The 16,797-nt window shown below is 57.7% G+C and carries 16 protein-coding genes and 3 pseudogenes; 10 read left to right on the top strand and 9 right to left on the bottom strand.

Annotated elements, in window-relative coordinates:
• Positions 1-87 precede the first annotated feature (87 nt).
• On the top strand, positions 88-873 hold the full coding sequence (locus tag PIB16_RS11460; protein ID WP_174000607.1) for a 2-keto-4-pentenoate hydratase: 786 nt from the start codon (positions 88-90) through the stop codon (positions 871-873).
• A gap of 80 nt (positions 874-953) precedes the next feature.
• Here PIB16_RS11460 and PIB16_RS11455 read toward each other — a convergent pair whose 3' ends face one another.
• Positions 954-1,859, bottom strand: coding sequence for a LysR family transcriptional regulator (locus tag PIB16_RS11455; protein WP_142846655.1), 906 nt, complete (start codon positions 1,857-1,859; stop codon positions 954-956).
• Between the two features lie 185 nt (positions 1,860-2,044).
• Here PIB16_RS11455 and PIB16_RS11450 point away from each other — a divergent pair, with 185 nt between their 5' ends.
• Positions 2,045-3,100, top strand: coding sequence for an aldo/keto reductase (locus tag PIB16_RS11450; protein WP_142846657.1), 1,056 nt, complete (start codon positions 2,045-2,047; stop codon positions 3,098-3,100).
• 49 nt (positions 3,101-3,149) lie between these two features.
• On the opposite strand, the gene PIB16_RS11445 is transcribed toward PIB16_RS11450, so the two are convergent.
• From PIB16_RS11445 to PIB16_RS11425, 5 genes and pseudogenes are all read right to left on the bottom strand, one after another.
• Complete coding sequence (locus PIB16_RS11445; protein WP_142846659.1) at positions 3,150-4,100, bottom strand: bile acid:sodium symporter family protein; 951 nt, start codon at positions 4,098-4,100, stop codon at positions 3,150-3,152.
• A 240-nt stretch (positions 4,101-4,340) separates the two neighbouring features.
• Positions 4,341-6,005, bottom strand: a complete 1,665-nt coding sequence (locus tag PIB16_RS11440) for a type IV secretory system conjugative DNA transfer family protein (RefSeq protein ID WP_174000593.1) — start codon at positions 6,003-6,005, stop codon at positions 4,341-4,343.
• Positions 6,002-6,310 (bottom strand): mobilization protein, encoded by a 309-nt coding sequence (locus PIB16_RS11435; RefSeq protein ID WP_174000591.1) that lies wholly within the window; start codon positions 6,308-6,310, stop codon positions 6,002-6,004. The genes PIB16_RS11440 and PIB16_RS11435 overlap by 4 nt, the downstream gene beginning before the upstream one ends.
• 185 nt (positions 6,311-6,495) lie before the next feature.
• Positions 6,496-7,101: pseudogene (locus PIB16_RS11430) on the bottom strand (HEPN domain-containing protein); the annotation flags it as partial.
• 75 nt (positions 7,102-7,176) lie between these two features.
• A protein-coding gene (locus PIB16_RS11425; protein ID WP_111794956.1) for an IS3 family transposase occupies positions 7,177-8,528 on the bottom strand; the annotation gives its coding sequence in 2 pieces (ribosomal slippage) (positions 7,177-8,192 and positions 8,192-8,528; 1,353 coding nt in all).
• Positions 8,529-8,615: 87 nt separating this feature from the next.
• On the opposite strand from PIB16_RS11425, the pseudogene PIB16_RS11420 reads away from it, so the two are divergent.
• The 3 genes and pseudogenes from PIB16_RS11420 to fic all read left to right on the top strand — a co-directional run.
• Positions 8,616-9,167 (top strand): annotated as a pseudogene (locus tag PIB16_RS11420) (BID domain-containing protein); the annotation flags it as partial.
• On the top strand, positions 9,164-9,403 hold the full coding sequence (locus PIB16_RS11415; RefSeq protein WP_078053220.1) for an HAD hydrolase-like protein: 240 nt from the start codon (positions 9,164-9,166) through the stop codon (positions 9,401-9,403). The pseudogene PIB16_RS11420 and the gene PIB16_RS11415, both read left to right, overlap by 4 nt.
• A gap of 170 nt (positions 9,404-9,573) precedes the next feature.
• Complete coding sequence (gene fic / locus PIB16_RS11410; protein WP_174000587.1) at positions 9,574-10,665, top strand: protein adenylyltransferase Fic; 1,092 nt, start codon at positions 9,574-9,576, stop codon at positions 10,663-10,665.
• A 235-nt stretch (positions 10,666-10,900) separates the two neighbouring features.
• Here the strand turns inward: fic and PIB16_RS11405 are convergent, their stop codons facing one another.
• The gene (locus PIB16_RS11405) at positions 10,901-11,701 is read right to left on the bottom strand and encodes a hypothetical protein (RefSeq protein ID WP_271045632.1); all 801 of its coding nucleotides are present in this window, start codon (positions 11,699-11,701) and stop codon (positions 10,901-10,903) included.
• Positions 11,702-11,840: 139 nt separating this feature from the next.
• Here PIB16_RS11405 and PIB16_RS11400 point away from each other — a divergent pair, with 139 nt between their 5' ends.
• Complete coding sequence (locus PIB16_RS11400) at positions 11,841-12,908, top strand: linear amide C-N hydrolase (RefSeq protein ID WP_271045631.1); 1,068 nt, start codon at positions 11,841-11,843, stop codon at positions 12,906-12,908.
• 221 nt (positions 12,909-13,129) lie between these two features.
• Here PIB16_RS11400 and PIB16_RS11395 read toward each other — a convergent pair whose 3' ends face one another.
• Positions 13,130-13,489 carry a VOC family protein gene (locus PIB16_RS11395; RefSeq protein ID WP_271045630.1) on the bottom strand — a complete coding sequence of 120 codons (360 nt, stop codon included), beginning with the start codon at positions 13,487-13,489 and terminating at the stop codon, positions 13,130-13,132.
• Positions 13,490-13,782: 293 nt separating this feature from the next.
• Here PIB16_RS11395 and PIB16_RS11390 point away from each other — a divergent pair, with 293 nt between their 5' ends.
• The 3 genes from PIB16_RS11390 (at position 13,783) to PIB16_RS11380 (ending at position 15,403) form a co-directional block, all read left to right on the top strand.
• Complete coding sequence (locus PIB16_RS11390) at positions 13,783-14,382, top strand: superoxide dismutase (RefSeq protein ID WP_271045629.1); 600 nt, start codon at positions 13,783-13,785, stop codon at positions 14,380-14,382.
• Positions 14,383-14,486: 104 nt separating this feature from the next.
• Entirely contained in the window at positions 14,487-14,822 is a 336-nt protein-coding gene (gene fdxA / locus PIB16_RS11385) for a ferredoxin FdxA (protein ID WP_269829284.1), read from the top strand.
• 11 nt (positions 14,823-14,833) lie between these two features.
• Positions 14,834-15,403, top strand: a complete 570-nt coding sequence (locus PIB16_RS11380; RefSeq protein ID WP_271045628.1) for a flavin reductase family protein — start codon at positions 14,834-14,836, stop codon at positions 15,401-15,403.
• 60 nt (positions 15,404-15,463) lie between these two features.
• Here the strand turns inward: PIB16_RS11380 and PIB16_RS11375 are convergent.
• Positions 15,464-15,968 (bottom strand): annotated as a pseudogene (locus PIB16_RS11375) (helix-turn-helix domain-containing protein); the annotation flags it as partial.
• A gap of 168 nt (positions 15,969-16,136) precedes the next feature.
• Between PIB16_RS11375 and PIB16_RS11370 the strand changes: the two are divergent.
• Positions 16,137-16,778 (top strand): hypothetical protein, encoded by a 642-nt coding sequence (locus PIB16_RS11370; RefSeq protein WP_174000581.1) that lies wholly within the window; start codon positions 16,137-16,139, stop codon positions 16,776-16,778.
• Positions 16,779-16,797 lie beyond the last annotated feature (19 nt).

Here is a 16,797-nt window from a genome sequence, read left to right as displayed (position 1 = left end):
GTCAAACCCGGCATCGATGGCCTTGGCAGTGAGCGCCAAATCATGACAACATTTTGGCGTTCGAGAACAACGGGGGCCATGAACGCAATGGTAGCAATCGAAAAACTGGCGGAAAGCTTCACGACAGCGGGCCGCGAGGGGGCGAAGATTTCTCTGGCGGCGGTGCAGGCGGAGGGTCTCATTCCTGCTACGCTTGGAGAGGCTATGGCGGTCCAGCGGGCTATTGCTGAAAGCCGGGCCGAACCGGTTGCCGGCTGGAAACTGGCGATCCGCGCGGATGGCGAGGCCATTGGGGCGCCCATGTTCGATTGTGTGCGGGTCGATGAAGCCAATGCCGCTTCTTTTCCGCATGACGGCACCGAAGGCATCGAGGTCGAGATCTGCTTTACGCTTTCGTCAGATATTCCTGCGGCGGCGGCGGGACCGCTGACCAGGGAGGACCTGATAGGATTTATTGACAAGGTTCACCTCGGTGCTGAACTTCTCCGCTACAGGCTGGTGGAGAAAAATCAGGTGCCGTTTCCGCTTTTTCTCGCGGATCGCCTCGCAAACCACGGCTTCGTCATCGGCCCGGAAATCGATAAGCACATCGTGGATGTCTTTGCCGGAAATGGGGAGAACCTGCCGCAGCTCACCGTTACCGAGGGGTCGGTATCGCTGTTCGATGCCGGGGTACGACATCCGAATGGCGATCCGCTCGCGCCGCTGGTCGCCTTTGCCAATGCGGCATTCAACACCGGCGAGATGCTCAAGGCGGGCAATGTTGTAACGACGGGCAGCCTTTGCGGCGCGATACCGAGCACACTTGCCGGCGAGACGCACATAGCGCTGAAATCGGTTGGCGCCTTCACGCTGTCCGGTTCGAGACCATAGGCGTCCGGTCAGCCGGAAGTTCTTTTTTTAAGCCTCCTGCCGTCTTCATCCCCGCCGCGACTTGCTATGCAATCGGAAGGTCATTTTACTCGCCCGTGCTCGCCGAGAAAATCGAGCAGGGCCCGGATGCGGGCGGGAAGCGGTCCGCGCTGGCCGACATAAACGGCATGAAACATCTCCGTCTCACCCGTATCGAGGTGATCAAGGACCGATATGAGCCGGCCGGCGGCGATATCCTCCCGCACTGTGAAGGCGGCAAGGCGAACCAGCCCGACACCGGCAAGGGCAAGACAGCGAAGGCCTTCGCCGTCGCTGACCTGCACGCGCCCCGTCGCCGGAATGACGACGGTCTTTCCGGCATCGCGCAACGGCCACCCGTCTACTGACCGGGCATAACCGAATCCGAGCCGATTGTGATCTTCCAGATCGGCGATGGTTTGCGGCACGCCGCAGCGCTCCAGATAATCCGGGGCGGCAGCAATGATCATCCCTGTCTCACCGAGTTTCCGGGCAACGAGAGTTGAGCTCTTGAGCGGCCCGGCGCGCACCGCCACATCCATGCGTTCCGCAAGAAGATCAACCACCATATCCGTCTGGACGATATCGAGCCTGATGCCCGGATGAAGCGCCAGAAACCGTGGCAGGATGGGCGCAAGAATATGCGTTGCATAAGAAGCGCTGGTGTTGATCCGCACGCGGCCGACAGGCTGCTCCCCCTCACCGGCGGCGCGTTCGGCCTCTTCGAGATCGGCGAGGATACGGGTGGCCCTTTCATAGAAGGCGCAGCCCTCGGGCGTGATCTGAAGCTGCCGGGTGGAACGGTTGAGCAGGCGCGCGCCCAGGCGGCCTTCCAGCCGTGCGATGAGCTTGCTCACCGCCGAAGGCGTCATGTTCGCCGCCGCGGCCGCGCGGGAAAAACCGCCGAGTTCGACGACCCGCACGAAGATTTCCATCTCCCCTGCCCTGTTGATCTCCAGTCGCGCCATGATGACTTCATCTCACAAGTGATAGTATTTTCGGCATTCTATTTCATTGAAGAGCGAGCGTCTATCTTCAGACAGCGATTGAAACGCATCGCAATCTTCATCTGCCAGATCATGACGGGATGGACAGAGCGCGGCGCTACCAGAGCCCCGCCCGCGACCATTTCGAAGCAACAAAGGAACGCCCCATGGAATATCGCCATCTCGGCCAATCCGGCCTGAAAGTGCCGGTCTTGAGTTTCGGCACCGGAACTTTCGGCGGCTCCGGCCCACTCTTCAGCAACTGGGGCAATTCAGACGCCAAGGAAGCCCGGCGCCTGATCGATATTTGCCTGGAAGCCGGCGTCAACCTGTTCGATACCGCCGATGTCTATTCCAATGGCGCATCGGAGGAAGTGCTCGGCGAAGCCGTCAAGGGAAGGCGCGACAGCGTTCTGATCTCGACCAAGACCAGCCTGCCGATGGGCGACGGGCCGAACGAGGCGGGCTCGTCCCGCTTCCGGCTGCTGCGCGCGGTGGATGACGCCCTCCGCCGCCTAAAGACCGACTATATCGACATCCTTCAGCTCCATGCCTTCGATGCCTTCACACCGGTTGAGGAGGTGCTGTCGACGCTCGATACGCTCGTCCGCTCCGGCAAGGTGCGATATACCGGCGTCTCGAATTTTTCAGGCTGGCAGATCATGAAATCTCTTGCCGTCGCGGACCGATATGGCTGGCCGCGTTATGTGGTCAACCAGGTCTATTACTCCCTGATCGGCCGGGATTACGAATGGGATCTGATGCCGCTCGGCGCGGATCAGGGTCTTGGCGCAATGGTCTGGAGCCCGCTTGGCTGGGGACGGTTGACTGGAAAAATCCGTCGTGGCACGCCGCTGCCCGAAGGCAGCCGCCTGCATGAGACCGCCAGCTTCGGCCCGCCGGTTAATGATGAACATCTCTACCGCGCAATCGATGCGCTCGACGCTGTCGCGCAAGAAACCGGCAGGACGGTTCCGCAGGTCGCCCTCAACTGGCTGCTCAGACGCCCCACTGTTTCCACGGTCATCATCGGCGCACGCAATGAGGAACAGCTTCGCCAGAACCTCGATGCCGTGGGATGGGAATTGACGTCCGCACAGGTAGCGAAGCTGGACGAGGCAAGCGCGACGACTGCTCCCTATCCGCACTTCCCGTATCAGCGCCAGGAGGGGTTTGCCCGGCTTAATCCACCGGCCGTAACACGCCAGACTATGCCTTTCTAAGGCAGGGTCAGGCCGCCTGAACGACAGGCGGCCTGACAGATGGTGAGCTTCAGGCGGCTTTGTTGGCGGAGCCTGCGTCCACACGGCCGGAAAACCAGTTTGCCAGTATTGCACCGGAAATATTGTGCCAGACACTGAAAATGGCGCTCGGAACCGCAGCGAGAGGCGAGAAATAGGCTGTGGCAAGTGCCGCGCCAAGGCCCGAATTCTGCATGCCGACCTCGATCGCAATGGCCTTGCGCTTGGCAAGCGACAGGCCCGTTGCCTTTGCCGCGAGGTAACCGAGGAGATAGCCAAGCCCGTTATGCAGCACGACGACGGCAAAAATCATCAGCCCGGACTGGGCGATGGACGCCTTGGATCCTCCCACCACCGCCGAAACGATGAGGACGATGCCGATGACGCTCACCAGCGGCAATGCCGGAATGGCGGTCTTGACGAGACCGGGCAGCAGCTTCTGCAGGGCGGCGCCCAAGGCGAGCGGAACCAGAACGACCTTGACGATGCTGAGGAACATGGCCCAGCCGTCAACCGGTAGGAACTGGCTCGCAAACAGCCAGACGAGGAACGGCGTCACCAGCGGCGCGGCAAGCGTGGTGACCGAGGTGCAGGCAACGGACAAGGCGACATCGCCCTTGGAGAGATAGGTCATGACATTGGACGATGTGCCGCCGGGGCAGCAGCCGACCAGAATGACACCCGCCGCGACTTCCGGCGGCATGGGAATAATGCGGGTGAGCAGCACCGCCAGAAGCGGCATGATGAGAAACTGGCCGAGCACGCCGATCGTCACATCGAACGGCCTTTTTACGACCTCCCTGAAGTCATCGACCGAAAGTGTGAGGCCCATCCCGAACATGATGATCGACAGAAGCGTGACGATCCACGGCGCAATCTGCTTGAACGTATCCGGAAAAAAGAAGCCGAGCACGGCGAACAGGATGACCCAGGCGGCAAAGGTCTTGCCTACAAAAGCCGAAACGGCTGCCAGCGTTTTCATGTCTATACTCCCAAGATGATCACGAAGCCCCGTCTAGACTCCTATGGTGCCCTGTCAAGGTCATTACTCCGTTGTTAGGGCGATCGAAAACGATCCATCGGCCGCGATACCACCGTCGCCGCAGGGCTGCAATTTGGACGAAGGCTCATCTATCCGCTTCTCGTTGCTCCGAAGATATCCAAGGGCCTGCGATACAAGGTCCGATGCAGATGCCGGACTGCCTTTTCGTCACGCTTCCCGTTAGACCGGGTCGAACATACCCCTGAACTCCGGATCGGAAAAATAGACAAGCTTTTCAGCAAAAACCGGTCGTTGCCCGGCCAGGAACAGCAGCTGTCCTTTTGCGGGCATATTGCGCACCTCATCAGGGGTGAGCAGCGGCCGGCCGGTATGCTGTTGGCTATAGGAAATTCCGGTCTTATCGGAATCGAGCGCTCTCGCCATCGTCTGGAACACGACCGTTTCCTGTCCGAGCAAATCAGAGATGAGGCGGGCGCTGTCATAATCGTTGACGCCGAAGACCTGCAGCACGCCGGCGTTTGACAGGAAAGTTCCGGCGCGATGACCATATGTGGCACGCAGCTGATGGATGTCCTGAAGGATGGGCCAAAGCTGGACACCGTAACCCGCCATTAGACCCATCGCACGTTCGACAGGGGCCAGATGCCCAAGGGATGCGAACTCATCGAGCAGATAAAGCACCGGTGCCGCCGGCTTTGCCGGATCGCGGGCCATTTCGATCAGGCTTTGTGAGACAAGCAGGCGCAGCCAGCGCGAATAGGTCGAGAGGCGGTCAGGGGGAAGGACGAGAAACACCGTCATGTTGTTGCGCTTCAGATCCGCAAACCGGAAATCAGAGCGGCTGAGCACGGCCGTCATGCGCGGTGAATCAAGAAAATGCGTATGGCGTTGGGCGGCCGACAGCACGCCTGCGGCTTCGCGGTCGGATTTTCCGAGGTGGCGGTTTGCGGCGCGCGCAACAAGACCGCCCGCAGCATCGCTGTCCTGCATCCGCTTGAGCAGCGCTGCAAACTGTTCAGGAGCAAGGGTGAGATAGTCGCGAAGTGTCGCAAGATGCCGGCGTCGCAAAGGTTCCGCCGCAACAATCTTGAGCAACAATCCGGCAATCAGTGCTTTTGCCTCCTCGTTCCAATGCGCCTCTCCCGCCATTCCCGGTTCATCGAACACGAGAGCGTCGGCAAGGGTGCTGGCGTCGTCCGCGACATCGAGGCTGTGGGGATCAAGCAGGGCCAGGGGATTGAAGGCTGACGAGCGTCTGCCGGTGACCCCGAAAGGATCGAGCACATGGACCGGCCCGAATTTCTGGCGGGCACGGCCAGTGATCCTCGCATTTTCGCCTTTTGGATCGACGCAGATCACGGAACGGTCGGCAGTCAGCAGGTTCGGGATGATCGTGCCTACGCCCTTGCCAGTACGCGTCGGCGCCATGGTGAGGAGATGGGCCGGGCCATCATAGCGTAAAGGCTTACCCGATTTGACATCACGACCGATCAACAGGCCGGAAGCAGATAAGGTAAGAGCAGCTATCTCCTTGTCTGTCGCAAAGCGGGCGGAGCCATGGGTCTCATCGTCACTGTCCCCGAAATGCAAAATCAGTGGAACGGTAATGAACCAGAAGGTGATAACGGCAAGCGCCAGCAGGGTTAAGACACCTGGGATGATGTAGACAGGCGAGCCGTGACCGAAACCCATTTGATCGAGGAAATGACGGCCACCCATGCCGATCACAAACGTGACGATGATAAGGATGAAGAGAAATCCGGCGAGCTGTTTCCAGATCCGGAAGGGCATGGCAAGCAAAGCCAGAAATGCCCAAATCGGATCCTGCGCGGCAGCGCGCATCATGTTCTTGAATGCGGCCCAAGCAAGTCCTATTCGGGTCATAGAGCACCCTGCCCGCTGTCGCCACTCTCTCCCTTGTCCGTCAGTCCTTGTCCGATCAGGTCGGCAAACAGCGCCTTGTCATTGTCGCGTGTCAGAAAGCCCGGCAGTTCGCGACGCAGCCATTCACCGAGTTGTTTGCTGAACTCCTGATCATCCGAGGTTTCGAGGTAACGCAGAACGAGTGAGCCGATCAGGACCTTGCGGCGCATATCGTTGTTGCGCTCGGTTTTCGAAAGACGGGCCTTGAGCGCGGACCGTTGGGCATCCAGTTCAGCCAGGCGCTGTTCGATGGTTTTCCTTGCCACGATTGTTCCTTTCGATTGCGGTCGCACCGGAACTGCCGTTGTTGACCACGGCTTTGCTCCTGGAAGACAGACCTGTTTCTATAAGGAGATCGACATTGCGATTGTGAGAGTCTGTTGGACCCTGTGGTTCATGACGCCGCGGTGGCTGCTGCCTGAGCTCAGGATTATTCTGTCACCGGTAAGGCTCAGTCGGCGGCTTGTCCCGCGGCCTGTTTGAGCTTTTCGATGTGCTCACGGCAGAGCGTCTCAACCAGCTTGTGAAGTTCCGCCGTCCGCTCCTGAAGCCATGTGAGCGCCTCTTCGGAAACCTCGAAACGCTTCGAATAGCGTGCCTTGACGTAGGCCTCATTCAGGATGTTGTACCAAGTGGTAAATCGCTGACGGTCGCGCGGCCAGATGTCAATCAGACGGTGGTCACGACCTTCGGAAAGTCCACGCAGGAATTTGAGATTGTGCGACGCGGGCGAATAGTTTGTCAGTGTCAGGAGGTAGCAATTGTAGGCAGTCTCTACTGCCTGATGCAGTTGGAAGGCAGCAATGTTGGTATTGTTATCCTGCAGGGCATGGCCAGCCAACTTGATGAAAGTTTGTGCATCAGGAAAATGCCTGCGGAAATGCTCCTCGGCCACCCTGAGTGCATCGGAAGGGCTGAGCGGTTTCGCTTCTGCCAGCGGCCTGTCGTCGAATTCATAAAGAACAACGCCTTCGCGGGCGAGGTCGACGAAGAAGTACTGGCCATCATGCAAAAAATTGCTGATCTCGCGCGCGCCATGCACGATGAGGCCAACAGGTTGTCCGTCGTCGAATGATTTGAGACTTTTTGGGCTTTGGAAGAATGGAGTTTCCGGCTCGGTTAGCTGGTTAATTTAAGCCGCTTTGGCCTGGTGGTTCAAGCGGCGCTGTCTGATGGTTTCTCGTTTGATCCTTTCACGTTCGAGCAGGATTGTTTGGCCGCGTCCGAAGTAGACGTCGGCGGGCGTGAGATTGTCGAGGCTCTCGTGGTATCGGCGATGGTTGTAATGCTCGACGAAAGCCGCGATCTCAGCTTCGAGGTCTTCCCGGAAGAAGTAGTTTTCCAATAGGATGCGGTTCTTCAGCGTCTGATGCCAGCGTTCGATCTTGCCCTGTGTTTGCGGATGGCCGGGAGCGCCATGGACCTGGTCAATCTTGTATTTCTCAAGCCATTCACCGAGATCGGAAGCGACGTAACACGGACCGTTGTCGGACAGCAGGCGCGGCCTATGTTCGACCTTGACCTTGTCGCAGCCTGAGGCGGCCAGTGCCAGGTCGAGCGTGTCGGTGACATCATCGACTTTCATGCTGGTGCACAGCTTCCACGCAATGATGTAGCGGGAATAATCGTCGAGGATGGTCGACAGGTAAAACCAGCCCCAGCCGATGACCTTCAGGTAGGTGAAGTCGGTTTGCCACATCTCGTTCGGCCGCGTGGTCTTGTCCTTGAACTCGTTGTTGGCCTTGATGACGATATAGGCTGGCGAGGTGACCAGGTCATGGGCCTTGAGTAGGCGGTAGACCGAAGCCTCTGAGACGAAATAGCTTTCCATGTCGGTGAACTTCACCGCCAGCTCGCGTGGCGACAGATCGGCATGATCGAGCGCGAGTGTGATGATGCGATCCCTGATATCGTCGGGGATACGGTTCCACACCCGTGACGGCGCGGATGTCCGGTCTTCCAACCCCTCAACACCGTGGGTCTGGAAGCGATCATACCAGCGATAGAAGGTTGGTCTTGGAATGCCGAGCTTGTCGAGGGTTTGCCTGGCTGGCAGATGAGACCCCTCGACAAGCCGGATGATCTCGAGCTTTTCGGTGGCGGGATATCTCATTCTTCGTCGCCCCCATCCGCGATCATGCTTTTTTTAAGCAGGCGGTTTTCCAGGGTGAGGTCGGCCAGCGCCTCTTTCAGGTCGCGGCTTTCACGGCGCAGCGCCTTGACCTCGTCACTGGTGGCCGAACGGGCGGTGTCACCAGCAAGCCGCTTCTTGCCAGCTTCGAGGAATTCCTTCGACCAGCTATAATACAGGCTCTCGGCGATCCCTTCGCGGCGGCAGATCGCGGCAATACTGTCTTCACCGCGCAGACCTTCCAGCACAATGCGAATTTTCTCCTCCGACGAATGCAGCTTGCGCGTCGCGCGGCGAATATCCTTGATCGTCTTCTCGGCCGACGATGTCTGCGGCCCGGTTTTCTGTCTCATCTTCGCTTCCTTTGAATGAGCTACGATGAGCCGAAAATCCTCTCTTCTCAATTAAACCAGTTCTGTCTCATAGGCGTTGATGGCGGACAGGCCATGGCCGAGCAGCCAGAGCGCTTCGGGGAGCTACGCGGCAGGTCGGGGATGTTCGGAAACAACAAGGAGCGGAAGGAGGCGCTACAATATGCCAGATCTCTCTCTTTCCATATTGGCTATGTGTCCGAGGCATGGAAGCGCCGGCTTGGCGAAGAGCGTCAAAGCGAACAATGGCAGCGGGAACGGCGTGACGTGATCGAGGTACCTGGCCTCACGCCGCGCAGCACCGAGATCATTGCCCAGGTCGAAAAGATGCCGGTCGAAAAGCGGGACAAATTTATCGCGGAACTGCGATCGTCACCTGAGGGCCGAGCCGCGCTTGATGAGGCCAGGCTGGTGGTCGATGCACTCACGCGGCGGTTTGGTAGTTCTGATCCTCGCAGGTTCGCCGAGGAGTTGGAGACACGCCCGGAGCTCGCAAAACAGGCCGGGCAGATCCAGATTACCGCCCGTATCGTGAACCAAACGCACATGGCCGAGCTTAGCCATGACCACGCACTCAGACGGCAGCTTAACCGGTCACAGGGGCTTGGACTGAGTCGATAGGCCGGCGACTCTACCATCCGCAGGTCCAGAAACTTGGGGCGGTTCAGCGCCGACAGCACGGAGGTCGACTTGGCGATAGGCTGGAACATGATATTGCGGGGGCTTCCGGCGCGGGTCTTGCGTCATGCCTTGTCAGGACCGGCATCCTCGCAGAGCACCCCGATGCTGAACTGGATGGAATTGCCGCTGGATATGATATTCGCCCCAATTTCCTGATGGATCGGTTCGTAGTTTAGGGAACAAAAGACCGGGGCCGACGGGGCCATAAACTACTCTCAGGAAGCACAACCTCTTGCAGTGGTAGATATATGTCGATAAAATTACTTTTCATCGACATTACATAGAAATATGTCGATTGCATCGACATATTAAATCCCACATGTCGACCAAATAAGGAAACATCGACATGTCCTTCCTCGCTAACCGTCCCTACAACGATCTCCCGGCACTTCCACCACGCAACGACGTCGAAACCAAGACAGTACTGAAGGCTTGCATCGCTGCGAGAGCCGCACTCGCAGAACTGCGGGTGTCCGGGCAACTCATTCCAAATCAATCAGTCCTGATCAATTCGATCCCACTGCTCGAAGCACAGGCAAGCTCAGAGATCGAAAATATCGTCACGACGACGGACAAACTTTTCCGTTTTGCGAAGGAAGCTGGAAACCAAGCAGATCCGGCGACAAAGGAGGCCCTGCGCTATCGCACAGCTCTCAACGAAGGGTTCCAGTCGCTTCAAGACCGGCCAGTCTCGACATCAACGGCTGTAGCCGTGTGTAGAACGATCAAAGGCGTCAATCTCGACATTCGATCAACGCCGGGTACCGCGCTGATGAATGAGACAACTGGTACAGTGATTTACACACCGCCGGAAGGACAAGAACTGCTGCGGACAAAACTCGCCAATTGGGAACGCTATATTCATGAGGCAGAGGAAATCGACCCGCTGATCCGGCTTGCGGTAATGCACTACCAATTTGAGGCCATTCATCCCTTCACTGATGGTAATGGCCGCACCGGCCGCATCCTGAATCTGCTCTACCTGGTGGACAAGGGACTGCTCGATATTCCGGTACTTTATCTCAGCCGCTACATTATCGGTAACAAGCGCGCCTATTATGATAGGCTTCTTGCCGTGACGGCTGACAGCGCCTGGGAAGATTGGATCATCTTCATGCTAGAAGCGGTGCGAGACACAGCCCAGTGGTCAACAGCCCGCATCCGTGCCATCCGCGATCTTTTGGATCAGACCGCCGAACGTATACGGCGCGATCTTCCAAAAATCTATTCACGAGAACTCGCCGAGGTGATCTTTGTGAACCCCTATTGCCGCATCGGTGACCTGGTAGAGGCCGGGATTGCCAAACGACAATCCGCATCTGCGTATCTCAAGGCACTGGCCGAGAACGGTCTGCTCAACGAAATCAAAGCCGGTCGGGAAAATCTCTACATCAATCCGGCATTGTTAGCGCTCCTCAGCGACCGGCCAGCAAGATAATCTGGAATGCATCACCCTTACCGAAAGCAGAGAACTCGTGCTGCACCTTCGGCAACTTGTCCAGCAGTGTACGGAAACCGTAACACCGGCAAAGGTTTTCTCTTGCATCTCCTGATAATTGGTGCGGATTGCGCACCTGTCCGCAAGACCCAGAGGACGACCAAAATTAAGGGGAAGCTAAAATTGCGTCCCCAATAGGGGTATGCAAAGTCGATAAGATGACGCGAATCAATAACTAAAACCGGTACGTCAGCCCCAGTACAGGCCCACTCAATCGGGAATCAAAAACGTACCCGTCATCCGAGTAATCGACATCGAGTACCTTGTAGCCCGCCGAAACGGACAGTGTGTCCGTAAAGATGTAGTTCACCGTCGCGAGCGCAGACCAGGTGAGATCCGCCCCCGCTCCAAAGCCGCCGATATCGACCTGCCCCTGCACGGAGAGTTTATCCGTGAGGTTGAAAAAGGCGCGCGCGCCGATCACGGGATCAACCCACCCGAAGCTTTCCTTATAGGTGGCGGATACGCTGCCGATCAGGCGATGACTGGCAGTGACCGCCACCGCGTTGGAGATATGCCAGAAGCGGGCTCCCGCCAAGGCGTCGAGCGAAAATCCATCTGCATCCACGATCCGGTAACCGGCCTGTAATGTCGCCATGAATTCCTGCGTATCGACGTTCGCATCGATTGCGGCGCCAGCCGGAAGGGTGGGCAAACCCGGGATTTGCAGCGCCGGCAGCGGCCCGGCCGCCTTGCTGTCCGTGGTGTCGACGTACATTAGATCGCCGGACAGGACGAAGCGGTCATAACGGCCCCAGATGTTCAAGAACCCGCCGAAGTTGAGATCGTCCATGACGTCGGAGAAGGATTTTTCCACATGCAGCGTCGGTGCGCGACGGAACGGCGAAATGTTGCCGTTCAAACCCGTCGCCCACAGATAACCCGTTGCCTGAAACGCCCAATCGGCGCCGTCAACCCTCGCGGGCAGGGAGCCGGGTTGATCCGCGGCTGAGGCCGCGCTTGCAGAAAAAGCCATAAGGGCGGCAAAAGCTGGTAATTTTAGCAATGACTTCTCCCCAACCGATCGCCTGCAGCTAAACCTATTTGACACGCCCCAACAAGTCCGATCTTCTATCATACGCTGTATTTGTACCGCGAGACCCGGAGACGTTCCCATGCCCCTGAACACCCTTCCGTTTATTTCCGCCTGCACCGCCGCGATCTTTTCCATCGCGACGCTCACAACCTCTGTCGCGCAGGCCTGCACGCGGTTCGTCTATCTGGGCGAAAATGATCAGGTGATGACGGCCCGGTCGATGGATTGGAAAACGGATGTAGGAACCAATATCTGGGTCTTCCCGCGCGGCATGGAGCGCTCTGGCGAGGCTGGGCCGAATTCGGTCAAATGGACTTCGAAATACGGCAGCGTCATTGCATCGGGCTATGATATTTCCACAACGGACGGCATGAATGAGGCTGGGCTTGCTGCAAACGTCCTCTGGCTGGTTGAGTCGAGCTATCCCGCCTATGACGGCAAATCGCCGGGTCTGTCTATCGCGGCCTGGGCGCAATATGCACTCGACAATTTCGCGACGGTGGAAGAGGCAGTCGCTGCGCTCGAGAAAAACCCCTTCACAATCGTGACCGACAATGTGCCCGGCGAAGAGCGTCTGGCAACTTTGCACCTTTCCCTTTCGGATGCGAGCGGCGACAGCGCTATCATTGAATATATCGATGGCAAGCAGGTCATCCATCACGGGCGTCAGTTTCAGGTGATGACCAATTCGCCGACCTTCGACCACCAGCTGGCGCTCAACGAATATTGGCAGCAGATCGGCGGCACTGTCATGCTGCCGGGCACCAACCGCGCATCGGACCGGTTTGCCCGCGCCTCTTTCTACGCCAACGCCATTCCAAAGAGCGAGAACCCTGTCGAAGCCATCGCGAGCGTCTTCAGCGTGATCCGCAACGTCTCCGTTCCCTACGGCATTACCACACCAGACCAGCCGAATATTTCCTCAACCCGCTGGCGCACGGTGATAGATCACAAACGCAAACTCTATTTCTTCGAATCGGCTCTGACGCCGAATATCTTCTGGATCGACATGACGAAACTCGATCTCTCGAAAGAAACCGGTGCGGTCAAGAAACTCGATCTCGGCCCCAATCAGATCCATATCTATTCGGGTATGGCGAATGAGAGCCTGAAGGACACCAAACCCTTCAAGTTCCTCGGGCTTTGAGGGCGCCGATCGTGCCGCAAGGCATATGAGCAATTGATTGAGAAGGCATGACGCGCCGGACAGGGATCAGAATCTGTCAATCAGACCTGTGCTTATCGCAATCTGAGCGACCGCCCTCCTCGGAAGCCCATGTCGAAACAGCGCGGCCACCGATCCGGCGTCAACCCTGACGCCAGGTAAAGCACTGACCTTCGAGGCGATCCGGCGGGGCACAAATATCGTCAGCTCCGAGCGGGCTCCCACAATTCCACCGGATTACCTTCCGGATCATGTATCCTTGCGAAGCGTCCCACCTCCGAATCCCATTCGGCGCGGGTTTCAACCTCGATGCCGTCTGCCGTCAGCTTCGCGATAAGAGCATCGAGATCATCCACCCGGAAATTAATCATCCATTGCTGTTCAGCACGACCGAAGTATTCGCTATTTCTATCGAAAGGCCCAAAAATCGTCATTCCGGCCTCCTGATGCCACACGGATTTATGCAGATCGTCGATGCCGAGATGTCTTTCATACCATTCGGCCAGACCGGCAGCATCTGCTGCCCTGAAGAATATGCCACCAATTCCAACGGCTCTGGCCAAGACTTTCTCCCTCTCCTCGATAACGGAAAGCATGCTGCGCAGTCGCTGCCAAAATATCAAGCAGAACGGCAGTCTTAGAGGCCATTAAGACCGGTGGAGCATAGTGGCTCTGCTCTGCCGGAGCCGCTCTACCAGATCCAAAAGCGCTTTCTTCCCGCTTGCCCGTCAGCGTTCCGTGGCCCTTAAAAAAACCTCTTGACCTGAACCATGGTTGAGGTCCTAGAAGTACTGTCACCTTGTTTTCGCAAGGCTCTTTCCATGCTCTTGAGCGAACAGTTGACAAAGGACACCCCATGGCTTTCCAGCTTCCCGACCTCCCCTATGCCCATGATGCGCTCGCCCCCTCGGGCATGTCCGAGGAGACGCTGAAGTTCCATCACGATCTTCACCACAAGGCCTATGTCGATAATCTCAACAAGGCGATCGTCGGCACCGAATGGGAAAACAGGAGCCTCGAAGAGATCGTCCGGGGCACCTATGAGAAGGGTGCAGTGGCGCAATCCGGCATCTTCAACAATGCCTCCCAGCACTGGAACCACAATCTCTTCTGGGAAATCATGGGGCCGGAAAATCATGCGATCCCCAAGGTGCTGGAAGATGCGCTGACGCAGTCCTTCGGCTCGGTCGCGCTGTTCAAGCAGAATTTCGCCCTCTCCGGCGCCTCCCAGTTCGGTTCGGGCTGGGCGTGGCTGGTGGTGGATACCGACGGCTCGCTGAAGATCACCCGCACCGAAAACGGGGTCAATCCGCTCTGCTTCGGGCAGAAGGCGCTTCTGGGCTGCGATGTGTGGGAACACAGCTATTACATCGATTTCCGCAACAAGCGCCCCGCTTACCTCGAAAATTTCCTCGACAATCTGGTGAACTGGCAGGCGGTCGCCACCCGCCTTTGATTTGAGCCCCACCGATCCGGCCGGTCCCGCTGCCCTGGGTGGCCGGCCGGATCAGGCGCAGCCGGACAGCCGCCGTCCGGCTGCAACTCCCTTCGAGCGTCTCAATGCCCTATGTCGTCACCGAAAACTGCATCGCCTGCAAATACATGGACTGCGTGGAAGTCTGTCCGGTCGAATGTTTCTATGAAGGCGAGAACATGCTCGTCATTCACCCCGATCAATGTATCGACTGCGGGATTTGCGAGGGCGAATGTCCCGCCGCCGCGATCCGGCCGGATACCGAAGCGGGGCTGCATGTCTGGCTCGACCTCAACCGCCACTATTCCGGCATCTGGCCACGAGTGCACCAGAAAAAGTCACCGCCTGACAATGCCGACATCATGAATGGCGCTGCGGCGAAGATGTCCATTTTTTCGAAAAATCCGGGAGCGGGCGGTTAGCCCGGCACATCATGTCTCATAATCTCAGGCTGATCGATGGCGGTGTGGTCAATCACGCGCATGTTCCGCTGAAAGCTTGCGCCTCTCCGATGATCTCCCCGCGTGAATTCAAGGATTCAATGGCCGGCCTAACCTTCACAGTGGCGGTGGCCACGACCTGCCATGCCGGAGAGCGGGTTGGGCGCACCATCACCTCCTTCATGCCGCTCAGCGCAGAACCGCCGCTTCTGATGATCTCCATCGACGCCAGCAGCCGCATGGTCGATCTCATCGCAGCGAGCCGACGCTTCTCCGTTGCGGCACTGGCCAGAGGACAGGAGGAGATTGCCGATGTCTTTGCGGGCAAGGGAAATCACCCGGACCGGTTCAGCATCGGAGACTGGGATGCCTGGCCGTCAGGAAGCCCCAGACTTGCCGATGCGCTTCTGTCCATGGACTGCGAACTTGTCGGTTCCATCGATGCCGCAGACCATATCCTGTTCGTGGGCGCCATAACCGAAGCGATGTCGGACCGGCTGCACAGAGCCCTGCTCTGGAGCGAGCGCGCCTATACCGGCACGGATCAACGTCACTCTCTCTAGATGGTCCGAAAAGGCTCCCGCCGCCGCCATGACCGGCACGGCTGCAGAAAATCCGCGCAGTCAGTGCCTGTCGCTGTTCGCACGGGCAAAGCTGCCCGGAGCGACACCCGTTCTCCTGCGGAAAGCGGTGCTGAATGCGCTGGCGGATTCATAACCGATCATCCGCAATATCGTCGAGCGACTTCCGCCCGCGCATCAGCGCGTCCCTGGCAAGCGCCATCCGCCAGCGGGCCAGATATTCAATCGGCGCGCAGCCGAGCATTTCATGAAAACGCGCCGCGAAGGCCGAGCGCGACATGCCGGCGATGCCGGCAAGTTCGGCGACAGTCCAGTTCGCGCGGATATTGGCGTGCATGGCGGACAATGCGCGCGCAAGCCCCGGCAGACGCATTCCCTTCACCAGTCCCGCCGGAATTGCCTCGTTGGCCGCATTCGGCCGACGCAGCACTTCGACCAGCAAAACCTCCAGCATACGCCGGATGATCAGTTCTTTGCCCGCATCCTCGCGCGTGCATTCTTCCGCCAGCAACTCGATCAGACGCGCCAGCCGGGATGCTCCGCCCTCTTCCTTTTTGACTCATGTATTTAAACCCAATCTGTGAACGGCCGCGAACAAATGCATTCACAAATTGCAAAACTGTGATTTTCTCCGTTCTGCGCGCAAAATACCATTTCCAAGTGCAGAACGACAGGGAAAAAATGGGAAAAGGGACTTCCCGGAACGACATAGCTCATGCTCTCATATTCCAAACCGAACTCGACCGGTCACCGCGAGTACACGGTTCAACGAACACTGGACTTCTACGGGACCATCCGAACTTATCGTTTTGAAACTGACGGAAAACGAGAGATCCGTCTCGATGAGGGGATTACCCTAAGCGTAAGCAACAACATCCTTATTTATACCCAGATCGGCGGCCCCATTGGTTTCTCAGGCGAAATATCAGCGCTGAGGGTAAAATACGGCCTGACTGATAACTATCGTGACCTGAATTTGTCGGCCGAGTTGGACAAGAAAATGTGGCTCGTCGATACGCAAAATGATGGCGGCGTGATTTCCTATAGCGTCAACAACCTGAAACAATTGCCCCACGTGCCGGGAAGTCAGAGGGCAGCACCGAGAGAGCAACTGATTGCGTCACCTTTGAAGGGACCAGGTATTTTGGTCGCTTCTGGATCACTGGTTCACAATGTAGCGGCGCGCTCAGATGATTCTTCCGATGTCGATGTTCAACAGGAAGACGAAGACATGCCAAGAGCGATGGCTTTGTGCCCGCAAGGCCAGCCCTGCCACTGGTCTATTAATTGCGGCATGACCGTCGATTGCTTTTGTGTTCCCAGTGGTAGGCCATATGGGAACGTTTGCTTATTTTGAGTGCTGAATTGCAGGAGCG

Source organism: Agrobacterium sp. ST15.13.015, assembly GCF_027871645.1.
Taxonomy (GTDB): Bacteria; Pseudomonadota; Alphaproteobacteria; order Rhizobiales; family Rhizobiaceae; genus Agrobacterium; species Agrobacterium leguminum.
This window is presented reverse-complemented; position numbering and strand designations above follow the sequence as displayed.

Bases quoted from the DNA above. Each gene is read 5' to 3' on its own strand.
- PIB16_RS11455 (WP_142846655.1), bottom strand. From the start codon at position 1,859: ATGGCGCGACTGGAGATCAACAGGGCAGGGGAGATGGAAATCTTCGTG.
- PIB16_RS11405 (WP_271045632.1), bottom strand. From the start codon at position 11,701: ATGGCTTTTTCTGCAAGCGCGGCCTCAGCCGCGGATCAACCCGGCTCC.
- PIB16_RS11440 (WP_174000593.1), bottom strand. From the start codon at position 6,005: ATGACCCGAATAGGACTTGCTTGGGCCGCATTCAAGAACATGATGCGC.
- PIB16_RS11390 (WP_271045629.1), top strand. From the start codon at position 13,783: ATGGCTTTCCAGCTTCCCGACCTCCCCTATGCCCATGATGCGCTCGCC.
- PIB16_RS11380 (WP_271045628.1), top strand. From the start codon at position 14,834: ATGTCTCATAATCTCAGGCTGATCGATGGCGGTGTGGTCAATCACGCG.
- PIB16_RS11460 (WP_174000607.1), top strand. From the start codon at position 88: ATGGTAGCAATCGAAAAACTGGCGGAAAGCTTCACGACAGCGGGCCGC.
- fdxA (WP_269829284.1), top strand. From the start codon at position 14,487: ATGCCCTATGTCGTCACCGAAAACTGCATCGCCTGCAAATACATGGAC.
- PIB16_RS11370 (WP_174000581.1), top strand. From the start codon at position 16,137: ATGCTCTCATATTCCAAACCGAACTCGACCGGTCACCGCGAGTACACG.
- PIB16_RS11445 (WP_142846659.1), bottom strand. From the start codon at position 4,100: ATGAAAACGCTGGCAGCCGTTTCGGCTTTTGTAGGCAAGACCTTTGCC.
- PIB16_RS11400 (WP_271045631.1), top strand. From the start codon at position 11,841: ATGCCCCTGAACACCCTTCCGTTTATTTCCGCCTGCACCGCCGCGATC.
- fic (WP_174000587.1), top strand. From the start codon at position 9,574: ATGTCCTTCCTCGCTAACCGTCCCTACAACGATCTCCCGGCACTTCCA.
- PIB16_RS11450 (WP_142846657.1), top strand. From the start codon at position 2,045: ATGGAATATCGCCATCTCGGCCAATCCGGCCTGAAAGTGCCGGTCTTG.